The following is a 21,424-nucleotide window of genomic DNA, read 5'->3' on the forward strand; positions in this document are numbered from 1 at the left end:
GGCAGACGGCCGCCCCGTCACACCGACGGCCGTCTGCCCACCGTCAGCAGATGCCCGCTCGCGCCCAGCAGCGTCGGTTCCGACTCGATGTGCCGGCACGCCGCCAGCACGGTCTCGCGCCGGGCCGGGTCGTCCAGCCAGTCCTCGACGCCGCCCATCAGCCAGGCCACGCCCTCGATGCCGTACTGCCCCTCGACGGCCAGCTGCGCGTCGGTGAACTCCGCGGTCACCTGGTCCGGTTGGGCGAAGTGGGCGACGGTGAAGAAGCCCTCGTCATGGTAGGGATGCCGACCGTCCGCGAGGACGGCGTCGGTGCGTTCTCGGTGCTCCGGGGTGAAATAGCGTTCCTCGCGCAGCAGGTCATGCAGTTGCGCGTACCGGTTGATGGTGGCCGCGACCACCAGCCCGCCCGGCCGGACCACCCGGACCGCCTCGGCCAACGCCCGTCTCCGGTCTGCCGGTTCGGGCAGGTGGTACAACGGGCCGAGCAGGAGCACCACGTCGTACGAGGAGTCGGGCGCGGCCAGCTCGCGCGCGTCCCCGAGTCGAGCGGCGACCCCCGGCAGCCGCGAGGCCTGTTCGACGTGGAGCGGTACGGGGTCGACGAGGTCGACCGCGTACCCGTCCCGCGCGAGCCACTCCGCGTGCACCCCGCTGCCGCCGCCGACGTCCAGCACGCGCGCGGGCGCGGCCGGCAGCAGCCGTCGCAGCACGTCCTGCGTGCGCCAGAACTCCAGCCGTCCGGACGGGGCGCCGCCCGGTCTGAGGCGGGCGTCCTCCTTGCCCCGGGCGTAGTAGGCGAGGATCTCTTCGCGCATCAGCGGTGGTGTCTCGGTCATCGTCTCAGAGTGCTGATCACAGGCCGTGGCGGGCAACGGAATTTCAGGAGCCGCGTGCCGTCACCAGCCCCGACTCGTAGGCGAACACGACCAGTTGGGCGCGGTCACGGGCACCCAGTTTCGTCATCGCTCGGCTGATGTGCGTCTTGGCCGTGAGGGGGCTGATCACCATGTGCTCGGCGATCTCCTCGTTGGTCAGGCCGCGGGCGGCCAGGCCGGTCACCTCACGTTCTCGGCGGGTGAGGCACTCCAGGCCGGGGGCGGTGGACCGGTCGGGTGGGCGAGAGACGAACTCGCCGATCAGGGTGCGGGTGACCGCGGGAGACAGCAGGGCCTCGCCCCGTGCCACCACCTGGATGGCCTGGAGCAGGTCGGCCGGTTCGGTGTCCTTCAGCAGAAAGCCGCTCGCGCCCGCCCGCAGTGCCTCGAAGACGTACTCGTCGAGACCGTAGTTGGTGAGGATCACCACGCGGACCCCGGCCAGCTCCGGATCGGCGGCGATCCGCCGGGTCGCTTCGATGCCCGTCATCACCGGCATCTGTACGTCGATCAGCGCGATGTCGGGCACCTGCGCGCGCACCAGCTCCACGCCCCGCTCCCCGTCCGCCGCCTCTCCGACCACCTCGATCCCGTCCTCGGCGTCGAGCAGGGCCCGGAACCCGGCCCGCATCAACGCCTGGTCGTCGACGAGCGCCACCCTGATCACCGCGACACCTCCACGCCCACGGAGAAGCCGCCCCGCGCCTCACTCACGCTGCCTCCCCCGAAACCGGTACAGGGCCCACCGGGAAGCCGTTCCCCACCGCGGCGGCCGATCCCGCGCCCGCCGTGAACCATCCCGCGCCCTGGCGAGCAATCCCCCGCACACCGGGAAGCCGTTTCCCACCGTCGCAACCCATGCACGCCCCACCACGAACCCGCCGCGACCACGCAGCCGGCCTGCACGCCCAGAGGCCCTCCACCCGTCGCACCCCATACACGCCCCACCGCTAACCCGCCGCGCCCTCACGGCCGACCCCGCCAACCGGAACCCACCCCACCGTCGCACCCCATACACGCCCCACCACGCGCCCTCGCAGCCGGCCCGCACTCCCAGAGGCCCTCCACCCACCGCACCCCATACACGCCCCACCACGAACCCGCCGCGCCCTCGCGGCCGATCCCGCACACCGGCCCCCACCGCGGCGGCCCACACACGCACCCCGCCAAGCCGCCGCCCCCACCCTCGCCGACCAAGCCCCCGCACACCCGGAAGCCGCCCCCGTCCTCAAGCCCCCGCATCCCTGGCACACCAAGGCGCCACCCCGCGCCCCGATCACACCGCCTCCCCCGCCCCCAAAGGCAGCTCCGCCCGCACCGAGAATCCGCCCTCCGCGCGCGGGCCGGTGTGCAGCGTGCCGCCCAGGGCCGTGACACGTTCGCGCATGCCCGTGAGGCCGTGGCCGGGCCGCGGCGGTCGGTCCGGGTTCGCGGCCCCGTCGTCGTCCACTCGGATCGTCACGTCGTCCCTGCCGTAGGCCAGTTCCACCAGGACCTTGGCCGGTCCGGCGTGCCGGGCCGCGTTCGTCAGGGACTCCTGGACGATCCGGTACACGGCCCGGTCGAGCGGAGCGTGCAGGGCGCACTCCTCGCCCGTCACGCTCAGTTCGACGGCGAGACCCGCCGCCCGTGCCCGCTCCACGAGCAGCGCCGGGGTGCCGGTCGGCTCGTCGGTGCGCAGGACCTCCAGGGTGGCGCGCAGCTCGCGCATGGCCTCGCCGCCCGCCTCCTGGATGGCGAGCAGGGCGGGCGGCACCTCCTCGCCCCGCTTGCGGGCCAGGTGGACGGCCACGCCCGCCTGGAGCTTGACGATGGAGATGCTGTGGGTGAGGGAGTCGTGCAACTCCCGGGCTATCCGCAGCCGTTCCTCCCCGGCGCGGCGCAAGGCGGCCTCCTCCCGGGTGCGCTCCGCCTCCAGCGCGCGCTGTTCGGTCTGGCGCAGATACGCCTGCCAGTTGCGACCGGCGAGACCCGTCACCACCGCGCACACGAACCAGCCCGCGAGCAGCCCGGTCCTCTCGATCGCCTCCTGGACCGTCGGGCCCGTGATCGCGTACGCCCCGAGGAAGACCCCGCTCGCCGCGGCCGCCCAGCCCCGGTGCCCCAGCTGGGACGCCAGGTGCACGGCGGCGAAGACGGACAGCGCGCCGAGGGGTCCCGGGTGGGCGTGCAGGACGTAGGCCGCCCCGCTCACCGTGGCCACGGCCAGCACCACCAGCGGCACCGACCGGTAGAACGCGAGAGCGGCCGAACTCACCACGAGGAGCGCGTAGTCGAGGCCGGTCGTGTCCGCGTCCAGAGCCGCCGCGGCCACGACAAGCGCGCCGACCACGACCACGAGGGCCAGATCGGCGAGCCGTTGGGAGGTGGCCGAGTCGACCGCATGCCCGCTCATGCCCACACGCTAGACCGCCGCACCGTCACCGGCGTCAGCCCTGTGGACAACTCCCCGGCTACTCCCCCCGTAGTAGTCCCCGACCTGGCCCGCGCTCACGGATGCAGCACCAACTCCCTTCGGCCGTACGACGACCCGGGCCGTCGTCGGGGCGCACGCTGCTGTCCATGTCCACACCCTTCCGCTACACCCGGCCCCTGCCGCCCAAGGCCGCAACCGGCCATGTCGCCGAGGTCTACGAACAGCTGTCCCGCGACTTCGGCATCGACGAACCCGTCACCTTCGTGGTCCTCTCCTCCGCGCCGGGGCTCCTCGCCCCCACATGGGCGCTGATGCGCGAGTCGCTGATCGCGGGCCCCGGCAGCCGCACCGGCAAGGAGCTGGCGGCGCTCGGCGTCTCGCTGGCCAACCGGTGTCCGTTCTGCGTGGACGCGCACACCATGCTGCTGCACGCCACCGGCGACCACGCGCTCGCCGAACGCATCGCCCGAGGGGAGCGGCCGGAGAACGCGGAGCACGCGCGCGTGCTGGACTGGGGCAGGCACACGCGCGTGCCGGGCGGCCTCGGCGCCGGACCGTACCCGTTCCCGCGCGAGCACGCGCCGGGCTACCTCGGCACGGCGTTCGCCTTCCACTTCATCAACCGGATCGTGTCCGCCCTGCTCACCGAGAACCTGCTGCCGGGCAACGCCCAGCGCTTCCGGGCCGTCCGCAGCCTCGCGGGCCGCACGCTCGGCCGGACCGTTCGCCGACCCGCCCGGCCCGGCGCGTCCCTGGCGCTGCTCGACCTGCCCGACCCCGGTGAGGCCCCCGCGTGGGCGGACGGTACGCCCGTCGGGCTCGCGTACGCGGCGCTGCTCCGGGCGGCCATGGCGGGCGCCCGCCTCCTCGGCGTCGAGGACCAGGACCTCGTGGAGGAGACCCTGCTGGACTGGGACGGGTCGCATCCGCCGCTCGACCTGAGCGGCTTCCCGGACCGACGGGAGCGTCCCGGCGCGCGTCTGGTGCTGCTGGCCGCGCTGGCGCCGTACCGGATCACCGACGAGGACGTGGCGGCCTGGCGGCGGCCGGAGTACACCGACGAGCTTCTGGTGCACCTCGTGGCCTACGGGGCGTTCCTGGCCGTGGACCGCGTCGAGTCGGCCCTCTACCGGCCCATCGCTCGGACATAAGTGGACACATGACGCATCGGCGGCAGGGCACTGTGACGGCACCGGTACGGAGCGAGTTCACACTTCCACCCCACAGGGAGACGTGTGAAACTGGCGTCCCGTCCGCAGTGCGGACCCGTCCGCACCGTCCGTCCCCCACGAAAAGTGCGCCGTGCGAACTCTTTCCCTGCCGCTAGCCCTCACCGCGCGCATCTCGCCCGTCGTCGTGCTCGCCGCGGCGGGCTGGGCGCTGACGTCAGGTCCGGCCACGACGCCGGCCGCCGAGAAGGAGTCGGCGCCGCAGTCCGCCGGCGAGTCCCCCTCGGGCGCGTCCACGGCAGCGGCCTCGAAGCAGTACGCCGCCGCCCCCGCACCCTGCGGCAGCATCGCCACGGCCACCCTCAAGTCGCTCGTACCGGGTGCCAAGACGGCCGGCAAGGAGATCCCCTCCACGGACACGTCCCTGCGTCGCACCTGCTCCTGGAACGCGCTCAAGGGGTACGACTACCGCTGGCTCGACGTCTCCTTCGAGATCACGGAGTCCGACGCGGCGGCCGCCAAGTCGTACAAGGAGACCACCACCGAGAAGAGCGGCGGCGGGAGTGTGCCCGGTGTCGGCGACGCCGGCTACTCGGTGGTGAACCTCACCACCGAGGACAAGCAGCAGACCCGTGAGGGCGTGGTCATCATCCAGGCGTCCAACGCGCTGGTGACCGTGACGTACAACGGCAGCGACTTCGAGTCGAAGAAGGCGCCCAGCACGGACGAGATCAACAAGGGCGCCATCAAGGCCGCCAAGGAGGCGGTGGCGGCACTGGAGAGCGGCCAGAAGGCCTGAGCCGACAGGCCGGGGCCGAACCCGACCGCCCTCCACGCGCGCGTGACGCGAACCTTCAGGCCGCGATGCCCTCCTGCTCCCTCCCCTTCGGCAGCATCAGCGCGATGTACAGCAGCAGGGACGCGCTGAGGCCCACCGCCCAGCCGTAGTCGGCCAGTGGCTTGAGGAACGGGATCAGACCGTCGGTCGGGAACGGCCCGGTCTTCTTGCCGTCCGCGCCCACCCCCGAGTACGAGCCGCCGACCGCGAGCAGGCCGCCGACCACGAAGGCGACGATCGCCCGCCAGTTCCAGCCGTTGGTGTACCAGTAGCGGCCGCCTGGCGTGTAGAGGTCCGCGAGGTGCAGGACCGTACGCCGGACGATCCAGTAGTCGGCGATGAGGATGCCCGCGACCGTGCCGAGCAGACCGCCGACCACGCCGAGCCAGGTGAAGATGTAGAACTCCGGCGTGGAGATCAGCTTCCACGGGAAGATCAGGATGCCCACGACACCCGTGATCAGCGCGCCGGTGCGGAAGTTGATGAACTTCGGGGCCAGGTTGGACAGGTCGTACGCCGGTGAGACCACGTTCGCCGCGATGTTCACGGAGATGGTGGCGACGAGCACGACGATCAGCGCGAAGAGCAGCCCGAAGGCGTTGTCCGCCTTGGCCGCCAGCGCGACCGGGTCCCAGATGGCCTCGCCGTAGACGACCTCGGAGCCGGAGGTGACCAGCACGGCGAGGACCGCGAAGAGGGTCATCGTGGTCGGCAGCCCCAGGGACTGGCCCCAGGTCTGCGCCTTCTGACTGGCACCGAAACGAGTGAAGTCGGGAATGTTCAGGGACAGAGTCGCCCAAAAGCCGATCATTCCCATCAGGGACGGGAAGAAGACCGGCCAGAAGTCGGGACCCCAACCGAGCTTCGACGGCTGGTCCAGCAGCGCTCCGAAGCCGTCCGCCTTGACCGCGATCCAGATGAGCAGCACGAGCGCGCCGGCGATCACGAAGGGCGCGGCCCAGTTCTCGAAGTGGCGCAGGAAGTCCATGCCGCGGTAGATGATCGCTATCTGGAGTGCCCAGAACAGCAGGAAGCAGAGCCACAGGGGCCAGGGGTTGCCCGCGATCTTGCCCGCGTTCTCCCAGTGGCCGCCGGTGAGCTTGGAGCCCAGCGCGAAGATGCCGCTGCCGCCGATCCAGGTCTGGATGCCGAACCAGCCGCAGGCCACGGCCGCCCGGATCAGCGCCGGGATGTTGGCACCGCGCAGCCCGAAGGAGGCGCGGGCGAGGACCGGGAAGGGGATGCCGTACTTGGGTCCGGCGTGCCCGGTGGCCAGCATCGGCAGCAGCACGATGATGTTGGCCAGGGCGATGGTGAACACGGCCTGCTTCCAGTCCATGCCGAGGGCGACCAGGCCGGAGGCCAGGGTCCAGCTGGGGATGCAGTGCGCCATGGAGATCCACAGGGCCGCGAAGTTGTACGTCGTCCACTTGCGCTCGGAGACCGGTACGGGACGCAGGTCCTCGTTGGCGAAGGGGCTGTCGGTGGGGAAGGCCTCGGGGGCGAGCTCGACGCGTCCACCGGCGGACTGCGATATCGGCGACCCCGTGGGGACTGTTTCGGTCATGGGCAGGCCAATCGATCAGAGCGGGACGGGATAGGCCGTGCGGGGGCCTTGGGCCCCTCTCCGCCCCGGGACGGCGGGAGGAGAGGGGGGAACAAGGTGTGGGGGGTCGCGGGTCGGACGTCAGGCGTTGAGGGCGGGGATGACCTTCGAGCCGTACGCGTCGATGGTCGCTTCCTGGGCGTCGTGCATGTCGTAGACGGCGAACTGGTCGACGCCCAGCTCGCGCAGCGCGTTCAGCTTCTCGATGTGCTTCTCGACCGGTCCGATGATGCAGAACCGGTCGACGATCTCGTCGGGCACGAACGCGGTGTCCGGGTTGTCGGCCCGCCCGTGGTGCGAGTAGTCGTACCCCTCGCGCGACTTGATGTAGTCCGTCAGCTCGTCGGGAACGGCGGCAGAGTGCTCGCCGTACTTGGAGACCAGATCGGCGACGTGGTTGCCGACCATCCCGCCGAACCAGCGGCACTGCTCGCGCGCGTGGGCGAGCGCCTCGGGCGAGTCGTTCTCGGTGACGTAGGCGGGGGCGGCCACGCAGATCTTGACCTCGTCCGCCGAGCGTCCGGCGGCGACGGCCGCGTCCTTGACCGCCTTCACCATGTACTCGGTCAGGTACAGGTCGGCCAGCTGGAGGATGAACCCGTCGGCCTCCTCGCCGGTCATCTTCAGCGCCTTGGGACCGTACGCGGCCATCCACACGGGGAGTTCGGCTCCCGGCTTGATCCACGGGAACCTGATGACCGTGCCGCCGAGGTCGGCCTCGTCGCCCCGGCCGAGCGCCCGGATGACCTTCATGGCCTCGCTGATGCGGGCCAGCGTGTTGGGCTTGCGGCCCGCCACGCGCATCGCGGAGTCGCCGCGGCCGATGCCGCAGACCGTGCGGTTGCCGAACATGTCGTTGAGGGTGGCGAAGGTGGAGGCGGTCACCTCCCAGGTACGGGTGCCCGGGTTGGTGACCATCGGGCCGACCTTCAACTTCGTTGTGTTAGACAGGATCTGACTGTAAATCACGAACGGCTCCTGCCAGAGCACGGCGGAGTCGAAGGTCCACCCGTAGGTGAAGCCGTTGCGTTCGGCCCGCTTCATCAGGCTGATGACCTTCGAGGCCGGCGGGTCGGTCTGCAGGACGAGTCCGAAGTCCATCTGCGCCACTCCTAGTTGAGGTACTGACAGGTGGACCGAGGGGTGTACGTTCCGTGCCCGGCGTGCCCGGTGTACTCCCGCTCGGTGATGACGAGTTCGCCGCGCGAGAGAACCGTCTCGACGCGGCCCGTGAGGCGCTTTCCTTCGTACGCCGAGTAGTCGACGTTCATGTGGTGGGTCTCGGCGGAGACGATCTGCTCGGCGTGCGGGTCGTAGATGACGACATCGGCGTCGGCGCCCGGGGCGATGGTCCCCTTCTTCGGGTACATGCCGAACATCCGGGCCGGGGTGGCGCAGGCGATCTCGATCCAGCGGCGGCGCGAGATGTGACCGTCGACGACGCCCTGGTGGAGCAGGTCCATGCGGTTCTCGACGCCGGGGAGGCCGTTGGGGATCTTCGAGAAGTCGCCGCGGCCGAGCTCCTTCTGGCCCACGAAGCAGAAGGGGCAGTGGTCGGTGGAGACGACCTGGAGGTCGTTGGTGCGCAGTCCCTGCCAGAGCTTGGCCTGGTGTTCCTTCGGCCTCAGGGGAGTTGAGCACACGTATTTCGAGCCCTCGAAGTCCGGCTCCGCGAGGTTGTCCGTCGACAGGAACAGATACTGCGGGCAGGTCTCGCCGAAGACGTTGAGCCCCTCGTCACGTGCGCGCGCCAGCTCGGCCACTGCCTCCATGGCCGAGACGTGCACGACGTAGAGGGGCGCGCCGGCGACCTGCGCGAGCTTGATGGCGCGGTGGGTGGCCTCGGCCTCGAGGAGGGCCTTGCGTACCTCCCCGTGATAGCGGGGGTCGGTCTCGCCGCGCGCCAGCGCCTGCTCGACCAGCACGTCGATCGCGATGCCGTTCTCGGCGTGCATCATGATCAGGCCGCCGTTCTCGGCGGAGCGCTGCATGGCGCGCAGGATCTGGCCGTCGTCGGAGTAGAAGACGCCCGGGTAGGCCATGAACTGCTTGAAGGAGGTGACCCCCTCCCCCACCAGCAGGTCCATTTCCTTGAGCGTCTCCTGGTTCACATCGGAGACGATCATGTGGAAGCCGTAGTCGATGGCACAGTTGCCCTCGGCCTTGGCGTGCCAGGCGTCCAGGCCCTCGCGCAGTGAGTGGCCGACGCTCTGCACCGCGAAGTCGACGATCGTGGTCGTGCCGCCCCAGGCGGCGGCTCGGGTGCCGGTCTCGAAGGTGTCGGAGGCGAAGGTGCCGCCGAACGGCAGCTCCATGTGGGTGTGGGCGTCGACGCCACCGGGGATGACGTACTTCCCGGTGGCGTCGATGGTCCGGTCGGCTGTGAACGACTCGGCTGCCGAGGTGCCCGAGGCGGCGAGGGCGGCGATGCGGCCGTCCTCGATCAGCACGTCGGCGTGGATCTCGTCGGACGCGGTGATGACGAGGCCACCGCGGATGACGGTACGGCTGCTCATGTTCCCTCTCCTGCCAGAGTGGACGGTTCGGTCAGGGTGCGGTCAGCGGGGGGTAGGCGTCCGGACGGCGGTCGCGGTAGAACTGCCAGCGGTCGCGGACTTCCCGCAGCTTGGCCATGTCCAGGTCCCGGACGACCAGTTCGGTCTCCTTGTCGCTCGCCACCTCGCCGACGAACTGGGCCTCCGGGTCGACGAAGTACGTCGTCCCGTAGAAGTCGTTGTCGCCCAGCTCCTCGACGCCCACCCGGTTGATGGCACCGATGAAGTACTCGTTGGCGACGGCCGCGGCCGGCTGCTCCAGCTGCCACAGGTAGGCGGACAGGCCGCGCGAGGTGGCCGACGGGTTGAAGACGATCTCGGCACCGGCCAGGCCCAACGCCCGCCAGCCCTCGGGGAAGTGGCGGTCGTAGCAGATGTACACGCCGATCCTCCCGACCTTGGTGTCGAAGATCGGCCAGCCGAGGTTGCCGGGTCGGAAGTAGAACTTCTCCCAGAATCCCGGTACTTGGGGGATGTGGTGCTTGCGGTACTTGCCGAGGTACGAGCCGTCCGCGTCGATCACCGCGGCGGTGTTGTAGAGGACGCCGGGCTGCTCCTCCTCGTACATCGGCAGGATGAGGACGATGCCCAGTTCCTTGGCCAGCGCCTGGAACCGCTTGACGATCGGGCCGTCCGGAATCTGCTCGGCGTACTCGTAGAACGCCTTGTCCTGGACCTGGCAGAAGTACGGCCCGTAGAACAGCTCCTGGAAGCACAGGACCTGAGCACCCTGCGCGGCCGCGTCCCGGGCCGCCTGCTCGTGTACCTGGATCATCGACTCCTTGTCGCCCGTCCACGCGGTCTGGAAGAGGGCGGCACGAATCACTCTGCTCATCGGGACCTCCGGTCACTCGGTGTGCGAGAAGACTAGGAAGTCCGAAAACCGGCTTTGAGTTGCACGGTGTCACGTCTGCGGGCCTTGGGCGTGCCACGGTGTCACCCTGTCGTGAGCCCATGTTTCACCGCCGTTTTCCCAGGTCGTGGCATGTTTCAGCCCTGTTGCGCGTCGTGTGCGAGAAGCGCGATGTGCACCGAGGCCGCCTGTTCGAAGTCGTCGAGGTCGACCCCGAGGCGGCCCTGTATCGCTTCCAGCCGCCGGTAGAGCGCGGGGCGGGAGACGTGGTGGAGCTGGGCGGTGCGGGACTTGTTGCGGCCGGTGGCGAGATAGGTGCGCAGCACCGCCAGCAGATCGGCTCCCGGCCCGCACAGCAGCCCGTCCAGCTCGCGCTCGGCGAAGGACTGGACGTGCGGGTCGTCGCGCAACAGCCGGATCAGTCCGCGCAGATGGACGTCCTTGAGGCGGACGACGGCCGGGAGATCGAGGGCCCCCGAGGCGACGGCGTCCGCGACATGCCGGGCCTCACGCATACCGGCGGGAACGTCGTCCCAGGCGGTCCTTGGATCCGCTGCCGCCACGACCGTCCCCGACAGCCGGGCCGCGAAGTTCGCCGTGAGCACGGTGGCGTCCTGGTCTCTGGCCAGGCTCAGCAGTACGGCGGTGGCCCCGTCGGCGAGCTCGGCGACGATGCCGGGCAGGCCCAACAGCCGTAGCACCCGGTCGAGTTCGGCCGGATCGCCGTCCCGCACGACGAGCGGCACGAAGGTGCGCCGGTTGACGGGCAGTCCGGCCGCCCGCGCGCGGGGCAGCAGCTGCCTCGCCGGTACGACCCCGCTGACCAGATCGGTCAGCAGGCTCTGCGCGGACTGCTCCTCCCAGGTGTGGGCGGAGGTGCCGCCCAGCATGCGGTGCAGGACGAGGGCTTCGGCGGCGCGGTCGGCGAGCAGCCGCCCGGTGGCGGTGTCGCCCCGGTAGCCGCACAGCATGATCTGGCCCCAGCGCTCCCCGCGGCCGCCCAGTTCGGCGCGGATCCAGCCGTCGCCCTCGCTGCCGCCGGCCTGGCGGGCGATGCGTTCCCAGTCGCGCAGCACGTCGTCCACCGCGGAGCGCTCGCCCGCGGTGGCGAGGACGCGGTGGGCGAGGTTGGTGACGACGACGGGACAGCCGCTGTGGTGGGCGATCTCGTCGAGCATCCGCTGGAGCGGGGCGCCCGCGGTGATGAGTCCGGTGAGGGCGGTGCGCACGGCCTCGGACATGCTGACGGCGGCGAACTTCCGCCGGATGAGCCGGGCTTGGACCTCCTCCGTCAACTCCGCGAAGGGGAAGGGCCGGTGGAGGACGACCATGGGCAGCCCGCACCGCTCGGCGGCCCGGCGCATCACGTCCGGCGGGGCCGGGAAGGCGCGGCCGAGTCCGAGGACCACGGCCGCGGCCTCCGCGCGGTGCAGGGACCGGATGTACTCGGCCTGCTTGTCGTCGTCACCGGCGAGCAGCACTCCGGTGGTGAGGACCATCTCGCCGCCGCTGAGCATGACGCCGACGTCGGCGGCCTCCGCCACATGCACCCAGCGCACGGCCCGGTCGAGCTGGCCGGCGCCGGCCACCACCTCGGGCTCCCCGGCGAGGACCCGTTCCAGCATGAGGACCTGACGGACCGACAGGGTCGGCGCCAAGGACTCCAGGGGCTCCAAGGTGGTGCTCATGACGGTGTTCCCTCGCTGTGGACCTACTGGATGGTGCTCCTCAGAGCGTGTTCGAGGATCGCGGCGCCCTCTTCGGCCTCCGCGACGGTCAGGGACAGGGGCGGGGCGATCCGCAGGGCGCTGGTGTTGTGCCCGCCGCCCTTGCCCAGGAGCAGCCCTTCGGCGCGGGCCGCCTCCAGCACGGCGGACGCGGCCTGCGGGTCGGCTTCGTCCGTGCCGGGTTTCACCAGCTCGACGCCGAGCATGAGCCCACGCCCACGCACCTCCCGCACGCCCGGAACCTGCGCCGCGACGGCCCGCAGCCGCTCGATGAGCAGCCCGCCGACGCGCCGGGCGTTGCCCTGCAGGTCGTGTTCCAGGAGATACGTCAGGTTCGCGAGGCCGGCCGCCATGGTGATCTGGGTGCCGCCGAACGTCGAAATGCTGTTGGAGTCCAGGCAGTTCATGATCTCGGCGCGGGCCACCACCCCGCCGATGGACATGCCGTTGCCGATGCCCTTGGCGAAGGTGAGGATGTCCGGCGGACCCGACCGGTCGTGCGCCTGCCAGCCCCAGAAGTGGTCGCCGGTGCGGCCCCAGCCGGTCTGCACCTCGTCGGCGATCCACAGGATGCCGTGCTCGTCGAGCACCTCGCGGAAGGCCGCGTAGAGGCCGTCGGGCGGGGAGGTGAAGCCGCCGACGCCCTGGATCGGCTCGGCGATCAGGGCGGCGGGCGGGCGGGTGTGGCCGAGCAGGTCCTTGAGGTCGTCGACGCAGGCCGCGATGAAGTCGTCGTCGCCGAGGGAGGCGTACGGGCCGCGGGTGCGCACGCCTCCGTGGACGTACAGCGTCTGGAGCGGGGACAGCGAGGTGGGTGACCAGCCGCGGTTGCCGGTGATGCCGACCGCGCTGAAGGAGCGGCCGTGGTAGCTGTTGCGCATCGCCAGGATCGTGTTGCTGCGGCGGTAGGTGGTGGCGAGCAGCAGGGCGGTGTCGTTGGCCTCGGTGCCGGAGGTGGTGAAGAAGACCCGGGCGTCCGGGATGCCGGACAACTGGGCGATGCGCTCGGCGAGTTCGACCATCGGCCGGTTCAGGTACAGGGTCGACGAGTGGATGATCCGCCCGGCCTGTTCGCTCACCGCCTTGGTGATCTCGGGCAGGGCGTGCGCGGTCATCGTGGTCAGGATGCCGCCGAAGAAGTCGAGGTACTTGTTGCCCTCGGCGTCCCACACGTACCGGCCCTCGCCGTGTGTGATCTCCAGCGGGTCCTCGTAGTAGAGGGCGAGCCAGTCGGGCAGGACGGCACGGTGACGTCCCAGCAGGTCCTCGGTCACGGCTGCACCAGCCCTTCGTAGGCGTCGGGGCGGCGGTCGCGGTAGAACGCCCACTGCTGGCGTACTTCGTCGACGAGGTCGAAGTCCAGGTCGCGGACGACCAGTTCCTCCTCCTTGTCGCTCGCCGTGTCCCCGACGAACTGGCCGCGCGGGTCGACGAAGTACGACGTCCCGTAGAAGTCGTTGTCCCCGTACTCCTCGACGCCGACCCGGTTGATCGCGGCGACGAAGTACTCGTTGGCGACGGCGGCCGCGGGCTGCTCCAGGCGCCACAGGTGGGAGGAGAGTCCCCGGTGCGTGGCGGACGGGTTGTAGACGAGCTGGGCGCCGTTCAGGCCCAGCTGCCGCCAGCCCTCCGGGAAGTGGCGGTCGTAGCAGATGTAGACGCCGACCTTGCCCACGGCGGTGTCGAAGACCGGCCAGCCGAGGTTGCCGGGCTTGAAGTAGTACTTCTCCCAGAAGCCCTTGACCTGCGGGATGTGGTGCTTGCGGTACTTGCCGAGGACGCTGCCGTCGGCGTCGATCACGACCGCGGTGTTGTAGTAGAAGCCGGACTGCTCGACCTCGAACACCGGCACGACGATCACCATGCCGGTCTCGCGGGCGAGTTCCTGCATACGACTCGTGGTGGGGCCGTCGGGCACCGGCTCGGCCCAGCGGTAGTGCTCCGGTTCCTGGACCTGGCAGAAGTAGGGGGCGTTGAACACTTCCTGGAACCCGATGATCTTCGCGCCCTGTCGGGCCGCCTCGCGGGCGTGCTCCTCGTGTTTCGCCACCATGGACTCGGTGTCGCCGGTCCAGGTGGCCTGGACCAGAGCGGCACGTACGACGTTGGCCATGAGCTGCTCCTTCGGCGGGACGTCAGAGCCTCTACGCCCGTAGATATAGCCGTAGAGGGACGAACGTAAGCCTCCTGGAGAGGCTTGCCAAGACCATCGTCGTTAACCCGCGAAGTCGATCACGTTTCACACTCCAGTGGAGGAGTGACGCGGCCGGTCAGTGGGTTGTGGAGGACCTGTCAGGCGGAGAATCCGGCGACCCGCAGGGCGTGGACCAGGTCCCAGTGCCGCTCGTCCGAGACGCCTCGCGCGGCGGCCAGCAGGAGCGGTACGAGGGTCTGCGGGCCGGGCTCGGCGCTGCGGGCGGCCTCCTCGGGGGTGCGGACCCGGACGTAGGCGTCGAGGAGCGCGGAGACCTCACGACGACGGCCTTCGGCGACCAGCCCGAGCACGGCGGTGCCGATCTCACCCGCGGGCCGTGCGACGCCCTGCCGGAGCACCTGTTCCCCGTCCGCGCTGCGCCCGGCCGCGACCAGCGCGTCGGCCGCCGCCACCAGCCGGTCGGCGGGCAGCGAGGCGGCCTCCCACAGCAGGGCCGCCCAGTCGGCGCGGAGCCCGGCGTGCTGAAGCTCCGCGGCGAGCAGCGGAAAGCGGTCGGCGGGCCAGTGGGCGACCTCGGCGAGCAGTGCGTGCGCCTCACCGGTCCGGCCCTCCGCGCGCAGCCGCGTCAGCGTCGCGATGGTGTCGGCGGTTTCCCTCCGAGCGGCCACGTCCGCGGCCTCGCCCGGCTGTCCCGACCGCTCCTCCGCCGCCTCCGCGGCCCCGGCGAAACGGGCCCCGCGCGGGGTGCGCCCCTTCGACACGGGCCCGGTGGGCAGATCGGGCACGGCTGCCGGGGGTACGACGACGGGGGCGCCGCCCTCCTCGGCCATACCGGCGAAACGGGCACTGCCACGGCGGCGCTTGCGCTTGTTCGTGAGCGCGGGGGCCTCCGGCGGTTGGGCGGCGGGGGTCGGCTGCTGCGGGGCCTCGGCGTCGGGGCGGGTGACTGCGGGCGAGGCCTGCTGGTACGGGGCGTATGTCGTGTGGGACGCGTCGGGCTCGCCGTGCTGGTGCGGGCCGGGGCGGGTTGCGTCGGCGGGAGCGGAGGAATGCGAGCTGTATCCCGAACGGCCCGCTTCGGCGGAGCCCGACCACTGCGGGGTACGCCCCGGACGGGCCACTTCGGCCGAGTCCGACCACTGGGGGGTTCGTCCCGGGAGGGCTGCTTCGGCCGAGTCCGACCACTGCGCGGCACGACCCGAACGAGCCTCTTCCGCCGAGTCCGACCACTGCGGAGCACGCCCCGGACCGGCCTCATCCGCCGAATCCGACCACTGGGGGGTTCGCCCAGGGCCCTCCACACCGGCGGGAGTCGACCATCGCGGGGCGTGCCCTGCGCCGTCCTCCCCGGCGGGAGCCGGCCCCTCCTGCGGAGCGTGCCTCGAGCGAGTGGCTTCGGCAGCATCCGACCACCGCGGCGCGCGCCCCGGACCAGCCACTCCGGCAGCAGCCGACCCCTGCGGAGCGTGACCCGAGCGGGCCGCTTCGGCGGAGCCCGGCCACTGCTCGGCGGGTCCGCCGCGGGTCGCTTCGGTGCCTGTGGTCGACGTGGTGTCGCGCTGCTGGGGCATGTCCGGGAACTCGCCGCCTCGGCCCTCGGCTCCGCGGACGCCCGACTCGTGGCCACCGAATCCAGCCGCGGCATCCCCGTGGTGGCCGGCTTCACGCCCCCTGACCCCGGTGCCACCGGCTACGTGCCCACCGCCCTCAGCGACGCCACCGCCGTAGCCGCCCAGCCCACGACCACCAACCCCGGTACCACCTGCTCCATGACCACCGACCCCAGCGGCCTCACCGCCATAGCCGCCCAGCCCACGACCACCAACCCCGGTACCGCCCGCTCCATGACCACCGACCCCAGCCACGTCACCCCCGTAGCCGTCGGCAAGCCTGCCTCCCCCGGTGCCGCCGGGCGCATGCCCGCCGGCCCCGAAGGCGTCGCCCTCGTCTCCGTACGCCTCCCTGAACGCTCCACCGTCCGCGACCTGGCCCCGCCGGATCGCCCGGCCCCGGCCGCCCATCGACCGGCCGTCCAACTCGGCCATCCGGGACTGGAGTTCGGCGCAGCGGCGGACGGCGCGCTCGTGGTCGTCGCGGGCCCAGGCGAGGTCGAGGCGGATGGCGTCGGCCTCCTCCTGGGTGGTGGCGGTGGCGAGCAGGCGGCCCAACTCGGCCTGGCGTTCCGCGGCGTAGCGCTGTTCGCGGAGCATGACGTCGAAGCGGTCGCCGAGAGCGTCCCGGCCGCCGGGGCGGGCATCGTGGGCGGCCTGGGCGGCGGCGTGCAGGGGGCGGGCCCGTTCCGCCTCGCCGTGGGCCACCTCTGGGCCGTATGCCGCGGCGAGATCCTGAAGGAGGGACTCGACCACGTCCCAGGGCGGCACCTCACGGCCGTCGAGGCAGGCTTGCATACCGTCCGGGTCGCGCTGCCAGAACACCGCGCACCAGCCCCCGCCCTGATCCAGGCGCACGAGCAAGCCGTCCAGGTAGGCCACGAACTCCCGCAGCCGCCCCGGGAGTTGATCCACTGCCATCGCTCAACTCCCGTTAGACCGGAGCACTCCGGTCCGTAAGGCAACACCAGCTGTGTTACGAACGGGCTACAGCCAGTTTGCAAAGGAGCAGCAGGAGCCTCCTGACGCGCTCCCGGACCGGTGAGCGAACTTCCGTCACACGCCCGCCAACACGCACAGTCCGGCCAGCTCGTCCATGGAGAGCCCGAGGGCCCGGGCAAGCGCGGCCACCGTGAAGAACGCCGGGGTGGGAGCCCGCCCGGTCTCGATCTTCCGGAGGGTCTCCGGGGAGATCCCGGCACTCCCCGCGACCTCGGCCATGCTGCGGCCGCCACGGGCTTCGCGCAGCAGCCGGCCGAGCCGCTCGCCGCGTTCGTGTTCTTCGGGAGTGAGAGGGGTGCGCACCATGCCCCCATTCTAATACCGGTATAGTAATTGGCATGGTGGAGCTGAAGACAGACACATCGATCGAGGCCATGTATGAGGCGGGACAGGTGGTCGGGCGCGCCCTGACCGCCGTACAAAAAGCCGCTGACGTGGGTGTTTCCCTCTTGGAGCTGGACGAGGTGGCGCGTGGGGTGCTGCGGGAGGCCGGGGCGTCCTCGCCCTTCCTCGGCTATCGCCCCTCCTTCGCCACCACCCCCTTCCCCGCCGTCATCTGCGCCTCCGTGAACGACGCGATCGTGCACGGCATCCCCACCGGCTACCGGCTGCGCGACGGCGACCTCGTCTCGATCGACTGCGGTGCCCAACTCGGCGGCTGGGCCGGTGATTCGGCGATCAGTTTCACGGTCGGCAGGCCGCGCCCCGCCGACGTCCGGCTGATCGAGGCCGCTGAGCAGGCGCTGGCGGCCGGGATCGCGGCGGCGGTCGTGGGCAACCGCATCGGGGACATCGCGCACGCGATCGGCACGGTGTGCCGGGGCGGCGGCTACGGCATCATGGACGACTTCGGCGGACACGGCATCGGCCGCCGTATGCACGAGGACCCGCCGGTGCCGAACGAAGGGCGCCCGGGACGGGGCCTCGCACTGCGGCACGGCATGGTGCTCGCGATCGAGCCGATGCTCATCGCCGGCGGCACGGATGAATACCACGCCGCGCCGGACGGCTGGACGCTGAAGACCAACGACGGTTCGCGGGCGGCACACACCGAGCACACCGTGGCGATCACGGACGCGGGCCCACGCGTCCTGACGGCGCGCTGAGTTAGCCTGCGTCCCTGGTCATCGCGGGCTCGGGGAGGGGCGCACGTGGGGTTCAAGCGGCTGTTCGGGGTCGGGGACACCGGCGACGCGATCGAGGTGGACACACACATCCCCGGCCCGGCGCTGCCCGGCGGCGAGTTGAGGGGCGAGGTCCTCCTCAGGGGCGGTCGGCGCGACACGTACATCGACTACGTCGACCTGCACATCCACGTCCGGTGCACCGACCACGACGGCCGGCGGAGCACGTACGAGATCGACACGCACTCGGCCGAGCCGGGTCGACTCACCCTGCGCAAGGGCGAGGAGCGGCGGCTCACGTTCTCGCAGCGGCTGCCCTGGGAGACCCCGCCGAGCGAACTCGGCGGACGGGCGCTGGGCGTCGCACTCTCCGTGCGGAGCCGGATCACGCGCGACGACGGTGACGACGGCATCGACGTCGACGAAGACCTGCTGCACGTCTCGGCGCTGCCGCTGCACGAGACCCTCCTCGACCTGTTCGCCGAGGAGGGCTATCTCTGCGACGCGGCGGAGGTCGTCGAGGGCGATGTCCCGGGCACCGAACAGCGTCTGGGCATCATCCAGACCTTCCTGCTCACGGGCCACGTTCCCGGCCCGGACCGGCCGGACGCGCTGGAGGTCACCTTCCAGACCAACGCCGTCGGCGCCATGGTCCATGTCCGGCGGGCCGCGCCCGACGAGCGGTACTGGGAGGACAAGCCGCCCGCCCGCTGTTTCCCCGCCGCACATCACGAGGTCGGCACCGTCGACTGGCGGCCGCAGGTCCGCGCGGTGCTGAGCAGTCCGGCATGGCCGGCCGACCGCTGAAAGTGCCCCGCTCCCCCATCCGTGCGAAGGTGTAACCGGCTGACACCCGGGTTACCCGGCCCCGGCACGTCGATCAGCGAGGGCATCCCCGGCCCTCCCCCAGTCCTCGAACGGCCTCGGCCCGGGGGACCCCCATGGGGATGCCGGATGGGAACGCCATGACCAGCGGATTCAGCGGACCGGAAGGCTATGACGCCTTCGGAGAGTTTCTCGCCCGTTTCTTCGGCGGACCGCGTCCAGGCCCCCGGCAGATCAACATCGGCCAGCTGCTGAGCCAGCCGGCCCGGGAGCTGGTGCGAGGCGCCGCCCAGTACGCCGCCGAGCACGGCAGCCGGGATCTGGACACCCAGCACCTGCTGCGGGCCGCGCTCGCCGCCGAGCCGACCCGGACCCTGCTGAGCCGGGCCGGTGCCGATCCCGACTCGCTCGCCTCGGAGATCGACGAACGCTCCGGCCCCGTCCAGCACCAGCCGGAGGAGGCCCCTCCACCCACCTCGCTGTCCCTCACCCCGGCCGCCAAGCGGGCCCTGCTGGACGCACACGACCTGGCCCGGGCCCGGGGCGCCGGTTACATCGGCCCGGAGCACGTCCTGAGCGCCCTGGCCGCGAACCCCGACTCGGCCGCCGGGCACATCCTGAACTCGGCGCGGTTCTCCTCCACCGGTCTGCCTCCCGAGACGGCCCCGGATCCCGGACAGCCCCGTGGCGAGGCACCGCGCAGCACGGGCACGCCCACGCTCGACAAGTACGGCCGCGATCTCACCGACCTGGCCCGCCAGGGACGTATCGACCCGGTGATCGGACGGGACGAGGAGATCGAGCAGACCATCGAGGTGCTGTCCCGGCGCGGCAAGAACAACCCGGTGCTCATCGGTGACGCGGGGGTCGGCAAGACCGCCATCGTGGAGGGCCTGGCCCAGCGGATCGTCGACGGGGACGTGCCCGACGTGCTGACCGGGCGCCGGGTCTTCGCCCTCGACCTGACCGGGGTGGTGGCCGGCACCCGCTACCGGGGCGACTTCGAGGAGCGCCTGACGAACATCGTGGGCGAGATCCGCGACAACTCCGACCGGCTGATCGTCTTCATCGACGAGCTGCACACGGTCGTCGGCGCGGGCGGGGGCGGCGAGGGCGGCTCGCTGGACGCCGGAAACATCCTCAAGCCCGCCCTGGCCCGCGGCGAGCTGCACATCGTGGGCGCGACCACGCTGGAGGAGTTCCGCAGGATCGAGAAGGACGCGGCCCTGGCCCGCCGCTTCCAGCCGATCCTGGTGCCGGAGCCCACCGCGGGGGACGCGATCGAGATCCTGCGCGGGCTGCGCGACCGCTACGAGGCCCACCACCAGGTCCGCTACACCGACGAGGCACTGGTCGCCGCCGTGGAGCTGTCCGACCGCTATCTCCCCGACCGCCGCCTGCCGGACAAGGCGATAGACCTCATCGACCAGGCGGGGGCACGGGTACGCCTTCGCGCGCGGACCAAGGGCACCGACGTACGGGCCCTGGAGCGCGAGGTCGAGCAGCTGACCCGGGACAAGGACCAGGCGGTCGCCGACGAGCAGTACGAGCAGGCCACCCAACTGCGCGACCGTATCGTGGAGTTGAAGCAGCGCATCGGCGAGGCCAACGGGCACGACGAGGCCGACGAGGGCCAGAACCTGGAGGTCACCGCGGAGGCCATCGCCCAGGTGGTGTCCCGGCTGACGGGCATCCCGGTCAGCAGCCTCACCGAGGAGGAGAAGGACCGGCTGCTCGGCCTGGAGCAGCACCTGCACGAGCGGGTGGTCGGCCAGGACGAGGCCGTACGGGTCGTCTCGGACGCCGTACTGCGCTCCCGCGCGGGCCTCGCGAGCCCGGACCGCCCGATCGGCAGTTTCCTCTTCCTCGGCCCGACGGGCGTCGGCAAGACCGAACTGGCCCGCGCTCTCGCCGAGTCCCTGTTCGGCAGCGAGGAGCGCATGGTCCGGCTGGACATGAGCGAGTACCAGGAGCGGCACACGGTCAGCCGTCTGGTGGGCGCCCCGCCTGGATACGTCGGCCACGAGGAGGCGGGCCAGCTCACCGAGGTGGTCCGCAGGCACCCCTATTCGCTGCTGCTCCTGGACGAGGTGGAGAAGGCCCACCCGGACGTGTTCAACATCCTCCTCCAGGTCCTGGACGACGGACGGCTGACCGACTCCCAGGGCCGCACGGTCGACTTCACCAACACCGTGATCGTGATGACGAGCAACCTGGGCTCGGAGGCGATCACCCGCAAGGGCGCGGGCGTCGGCTTCGGGCCGGGCGGAGCGGACTCGGACGAGGAGGCCCGCCGGGAGCGGATCATGCGCCCCCTGCGCGAGCACTTCCGACCCGAGTTCCTGAACCGCATCGACGAGATCGTCGTCTTCCGGCAGCTGACGGGCGATCAACTCCGCGAGATCACCAAGCTGTTGCTGGAGCGGACCCGCCGCCTGCTGCACGCCCAGGGCGTGTCGGTCGACTTCACCGACAGCGCGGTGGACTGGCTCGCCGAACGCGGCTACCAGCCGGAGTACGGCGCCCGGCCGCTGCGCCGCACGATCCAGCGGGAGGTGGACAACCAACTGTCCCGTCTCCTCCTGGACGGCAGGATCGCGGACGGCGGCCGGGTGACGGTGGACACGGAGTCAGGCGGCTTGACGTTCACCGCGACTGCGTAGGCA

At 71.3% G+C, this 21,424-nt stretch carries 17 protein-coding genes; 5 read left to right on the plus strand and 12 right to left on the minus strand.

Annotated elements, in window-relative coordinates; all coding sequences use genetic code 11:
• Positions 1 to 17: 17 nt before the first annotated feature.
• From AQJ46_RS36285 to AQJ46_RS36295, 3 genes are all read right to left on the minus strand, one after another.
• Positions 18 to 839 (minus strand): class I SAM-dependent methyltransferase, encoded by an 822-nt coding sequence (locus AQJ46_RS36285; RefSeq protein WP_059209600.1) that lies wholly within the window; start codon positions 837 to 839, stop codon positions 18 to 20.
• A 43-nt stretch (positions 840 to 882) separates the two neighbouring features.
• The gene (locus tag AQJ46_RS36290; protein ID WP_079072558.1) at positions 883 to 1,545 is read right to left on the minus strand and encodes a response regulator; all 663 of its coding nucleotides are present in this window, start codon (positions 1,543 to 1,545) and stop codon (positions 883 to 885) included.
• Between the two features lie 609 nt (positions 1,546 to 2,154).
• Complete coding sequence (locus AQJ46_RS36295) at positions 2,155 to 3,273, minus strand: sensor histidine kinase (protein WP_059209601.1); 1,119 nt, start codon at positions 3,271 to 3,273, stop codon at positions 2,155 to 2,157.
• A 167-nt stretch (positions 3,274 to 3,440) separates the two neighbouring features.
• Between AQJ46_RS36295 and AQJ46_RS36300 the strand changes: the two genes are divergently transcribed.
• Together AQJ46_RS36300 and AQJ46_RS36305 are read left to right on the plus strand one after the other, a co-directional pair.
• Complete coding sequence (locus tag AQJ46_RS36300; RefSeq protein ID WP_059209602.1) at positions 3,441 to 4,445, plus strand: carboxymuconolactone decarboxylase family protein; 1,005 nt, start codon at positions 3,441 to 3,443, stop codon at positions 4,443 to 4,445.
• 151 nt (positions 4,446 to 4,596) lie between these two features.
• Positions 4,597 to 5,262 (plus strand): hypothetical protein, encoded by a 666-nt coding sequence (locus AQJ46_RS36305; protein WP_059209603.1) that lies wholly within the window; start codon positions 4,597 to 4,599, stop codon positions 5,260 to 5,262.
• Between the two features lie 55 nt (positions 5,263 to 5,317).
• On the opposite strand, the gene AQJ46_RS36310 is transcribed toward AQJ46_RS36305, so the two are convergent.
• The 9 genes from AQJ46_RS36310 to AQJ46_RS36355 all read right to left on the minus strand — a co-directional run bounded on the left by AQJ46_RS36310 (position 5,318) and on the right by AQJ46_RS36355 (position 17,115).
• Positions 5,318 to 6,868 (minus strand): NCS1 family nucleobase:cation symporter-1, encoded by a 1,551-nt coding sequence (locus AQJ46_RS36310; protein WP_059209604.1) that lies wholly within the window; start codon positions 6,866 to 6,868, stop codon positions 5,318 to 5,320.
• Between the two features lie 120 nt (positions 6,869 to 6,988).
• Positions 6,989 to 8,008 (minus strand): TIGR03842 family LLM class F420-dependent oxidoreductase, encoded by a 1,020-nt coding sequence (locus AQJ46_RS36315; protein ID WP_059209605.1) that lies wholly within the window; start codon positions 8,006 to 8,008, stop codon positions 6,989 to 6,991.
• An 11-nt stretch (positions 8,009 to 8,019) separates the two neighbouring features.
• Entirely contained in the window at positions 8,020 to 9,423 is a 1,404-nt protein-coding gene (gene hydA / locus AQJ46_RS36320) for a dihydropyrimidinase (RefSeq protein ID WP_057608298.1), read from the minus strand.
• 31 nt (positions 9,424 to 9,454) lie between these two features.
• A complete protein-coding gene (locus AQJ46_RS36325; RefSeq protein ID WP_057608299.1) occupies positions 9,455 to 10,297 on the minus strand; it encodes a nitrilase-related carbon-nitrogen hydrolase in 843 nt (280 codons plus the stop codon).
• 155 nt (positions 10,298 to 10,452) lie between these two features.
• Positions 10,453 to 12,003, minus strand: a complete 1,551-nt coding sequence (locus AQJ46_RS36330; protein WP_059209606.1) for a PucR family transcriptional regulator — start codon at positions 12,001 to 12,003, stop codon at positions 10,453 to 10,455.
• 23 nt (positions 12,004 to 12,026) lie between these two features.
• Positions 12,027 to 13,316 (minus strand): aspartate aminotransferase family protein, encoded by a 1,290-nt coding sequence (locus AQJ46_RS36335; RefSeq protein ID WP_057608301.1) that lies wholly within the window; start codon positions 13,314 to 13,316, stop codon positions 12,027 to 12,029.
• The gene (locus AQJ46_RS36340; RefSeq protein WP_059209607.1) at positions 13,313 to 14,155 is read right to left on the minus strand and encodes a nitrilase-related carbon-nitrogen hydrolase; all 843 of its coding nucleotides are present in this window, start codon (positions 14,153 to 14,155) and stop codon (positions 13,313 to 13,315) included. Before AQJ46_RS36340 ends, AQJ46_RS36335 begins: the two co-directional genes overlap by 4 nt.
• Before the next feature lie 179 nt (positions 14,156 to 14,334).
• Positions 14,335 to 16,728 carry a hypothetical protein gene (locus AQJ46_RS59125; RefSeq protein WP_079072559.1) on the minus strand — a complete coding sequence of 798 codons (2,394 nt, stop codon included), beginning with the start codon at positions 16,726 to 16,728 and terminating at the stop codon, positions 14,335 to 14,337.
• Between the two features lie 135 nt (positions 16,729 to 16,863).
• A complete protein-coding gene (locus AQJ46_RS36355; protein WP_059209609.1) occupies positions 16,864 to 17,115 on the minus strand; it encodes a helix-turn-helix domain-containing protein in 252 nt (83 codons plus the stop codon).
• A gap of 32 nt (positions 17,116 to 17,147) precedes the next feature.
• Here AQJ46_RS36355 and map point away from each other — a divergent pair, with 32 nt between their 5' ends.
• From map to AQJ46_RS36370, 3 genes are all read left to right on the plus strand, one after another.
• Positions 17,148 to 17,915 (plus strand): type I methionyl aminopeptidase, encoded by a 768-nt coding sequence (gene map, locus AQJ46_RS36360; RefSeq protein ID WP_059209610.1) that lies wholly within the window; start codon positions 17,148 to 17,150, stop codon positions 17,913 to 17,915.
• 45 nt (positions 17,916 to 17,960) lie between these two features.
• Positions 17,961 to 18,740: a sporulation protein gene (locus tag AQJ46_RS36365; protein ID WP_059209611.1), complete on the plus strand. Its 780-nt coding sequence runs from the start codon at positions 17,961 to 17,963 to the stop codon at positions 18,738 to 18,740.
• A 158-nt stretch (positions 18,741 to 18,898) separates the two neighbouring features.
• Positions 18,899 to 21,421 carry an ATP-dependent Clp protease ATP-binding subunit gene (locus AQJ46_RS36370; RefSeq protein WP_059209612.1) on the plus strand — a complete coding sequence of 841 codons (2,523 nt, stop codon included), beginning with the start codon at positions 18,899 to 18,901 and terminating at the stop codon, positions 21,419 to 21,421.
• Positions 21,422 to 21,424 lie beyond the last annotated feature (3 nt).

Origin of the sequence: Streptomyces canus, assembly GCF_001514145.1 — a bacterium.
Lineage (GTDB): Bacteria > Actinomycetota > Actinomycetes > Streptomycetales > Streptomycetaceae > Streptomyces > Streptomyces canus.

Coding starts and splice junctions, on each gene's coding strand:
- AQJ46_RS36285 (WP_059209600.1), bottom strand. CDS start 839: ATGACCGAGACACCACCGCTGATGCGCGAAGAGATCCTCGCCTACTAC.
- AQJ46_RS36295 (WP_059209601.1), bottom strand. CDS start 3,273: ATGAGCGGGCATGCGGTCGACTCGGCCACCTCCCAACGGCTCGCCGAT.
- AQJ46_RS36300 (WP_059209602.1), top strand. CDS start 3,441: ATGTCCACACCCTTCCGCTACACCCGGCCCCTGCCGCCCAAGGCCGCA.
- AQJ46_RS36310 (WP_059209604.1), bottom strand. CDS start 6,868: ATGACCGAAACAGTCCCCACGGGGTCGCCGATATCGCAGTCCGCCGGT.
- AQJ46_RS36315 (WP_059209605.1), bottom strand. CDS start 8,008: ATGGACTTCGGACTCGTCCTGCAGACCGACCCGCCGGCCTCGAAGGTC.
- hydA (WP_057608298.1), bottom strand. CDS start 9,423: ATGAGCAGCCGTACCGTCATCCGCGGTGGCCTCGTCATCACCGCGTCC.
- AQJ46_RS36325 (WP_057608299.1), bottom strand. CDS start 10,297: ATGAGCAGAGTGATTCGTGCCGCCCTCTTCCAGACCGCGTGGACGGGC.
- AQJ46_RS36330 (WP_059209606.1), bottom strand. CDS start 12,003: ATGAGCACCACCTTGGAGCCCCTGGAGTCCTTGGCGCCGACCCTGTCG.
- AQJ46_RS36340 (WP_059209607.1), bottom strand. CDS start 14,155: ATGGCCAACGTCGTACGTGCCGCTCTGGTCCAGGCCACCTGGACCGGC.
- AQJ46_RS59125 (WP_079072559.1), bottom strand. CDS start 16,728: ATGGCAGTGGATCAACTCCCGGGGCGGCTGCGGGAGTTCGTGGCCTAC.
- AQJ46_RS36355 (WP_059209609.1), bottom strand. CDS start 17,115: ATGGTGCGCACCCCTCTCACTCCCGAAGAACACGAACGCGGCGAGCGG.
- map (WP_059209610.1), top strand. CDS start 17,148: ATGGTGGAGCTGAAGACAGACACATCGATCGAGGCCATGTATGAGGCG.
- AQJ46_RS36370 (WP_059209612.1), top strand. CDS start 18,899: ATGACCAGCGGATTCAGCGGACCGGAAGGCTATGACGCCTTCGGAGAG.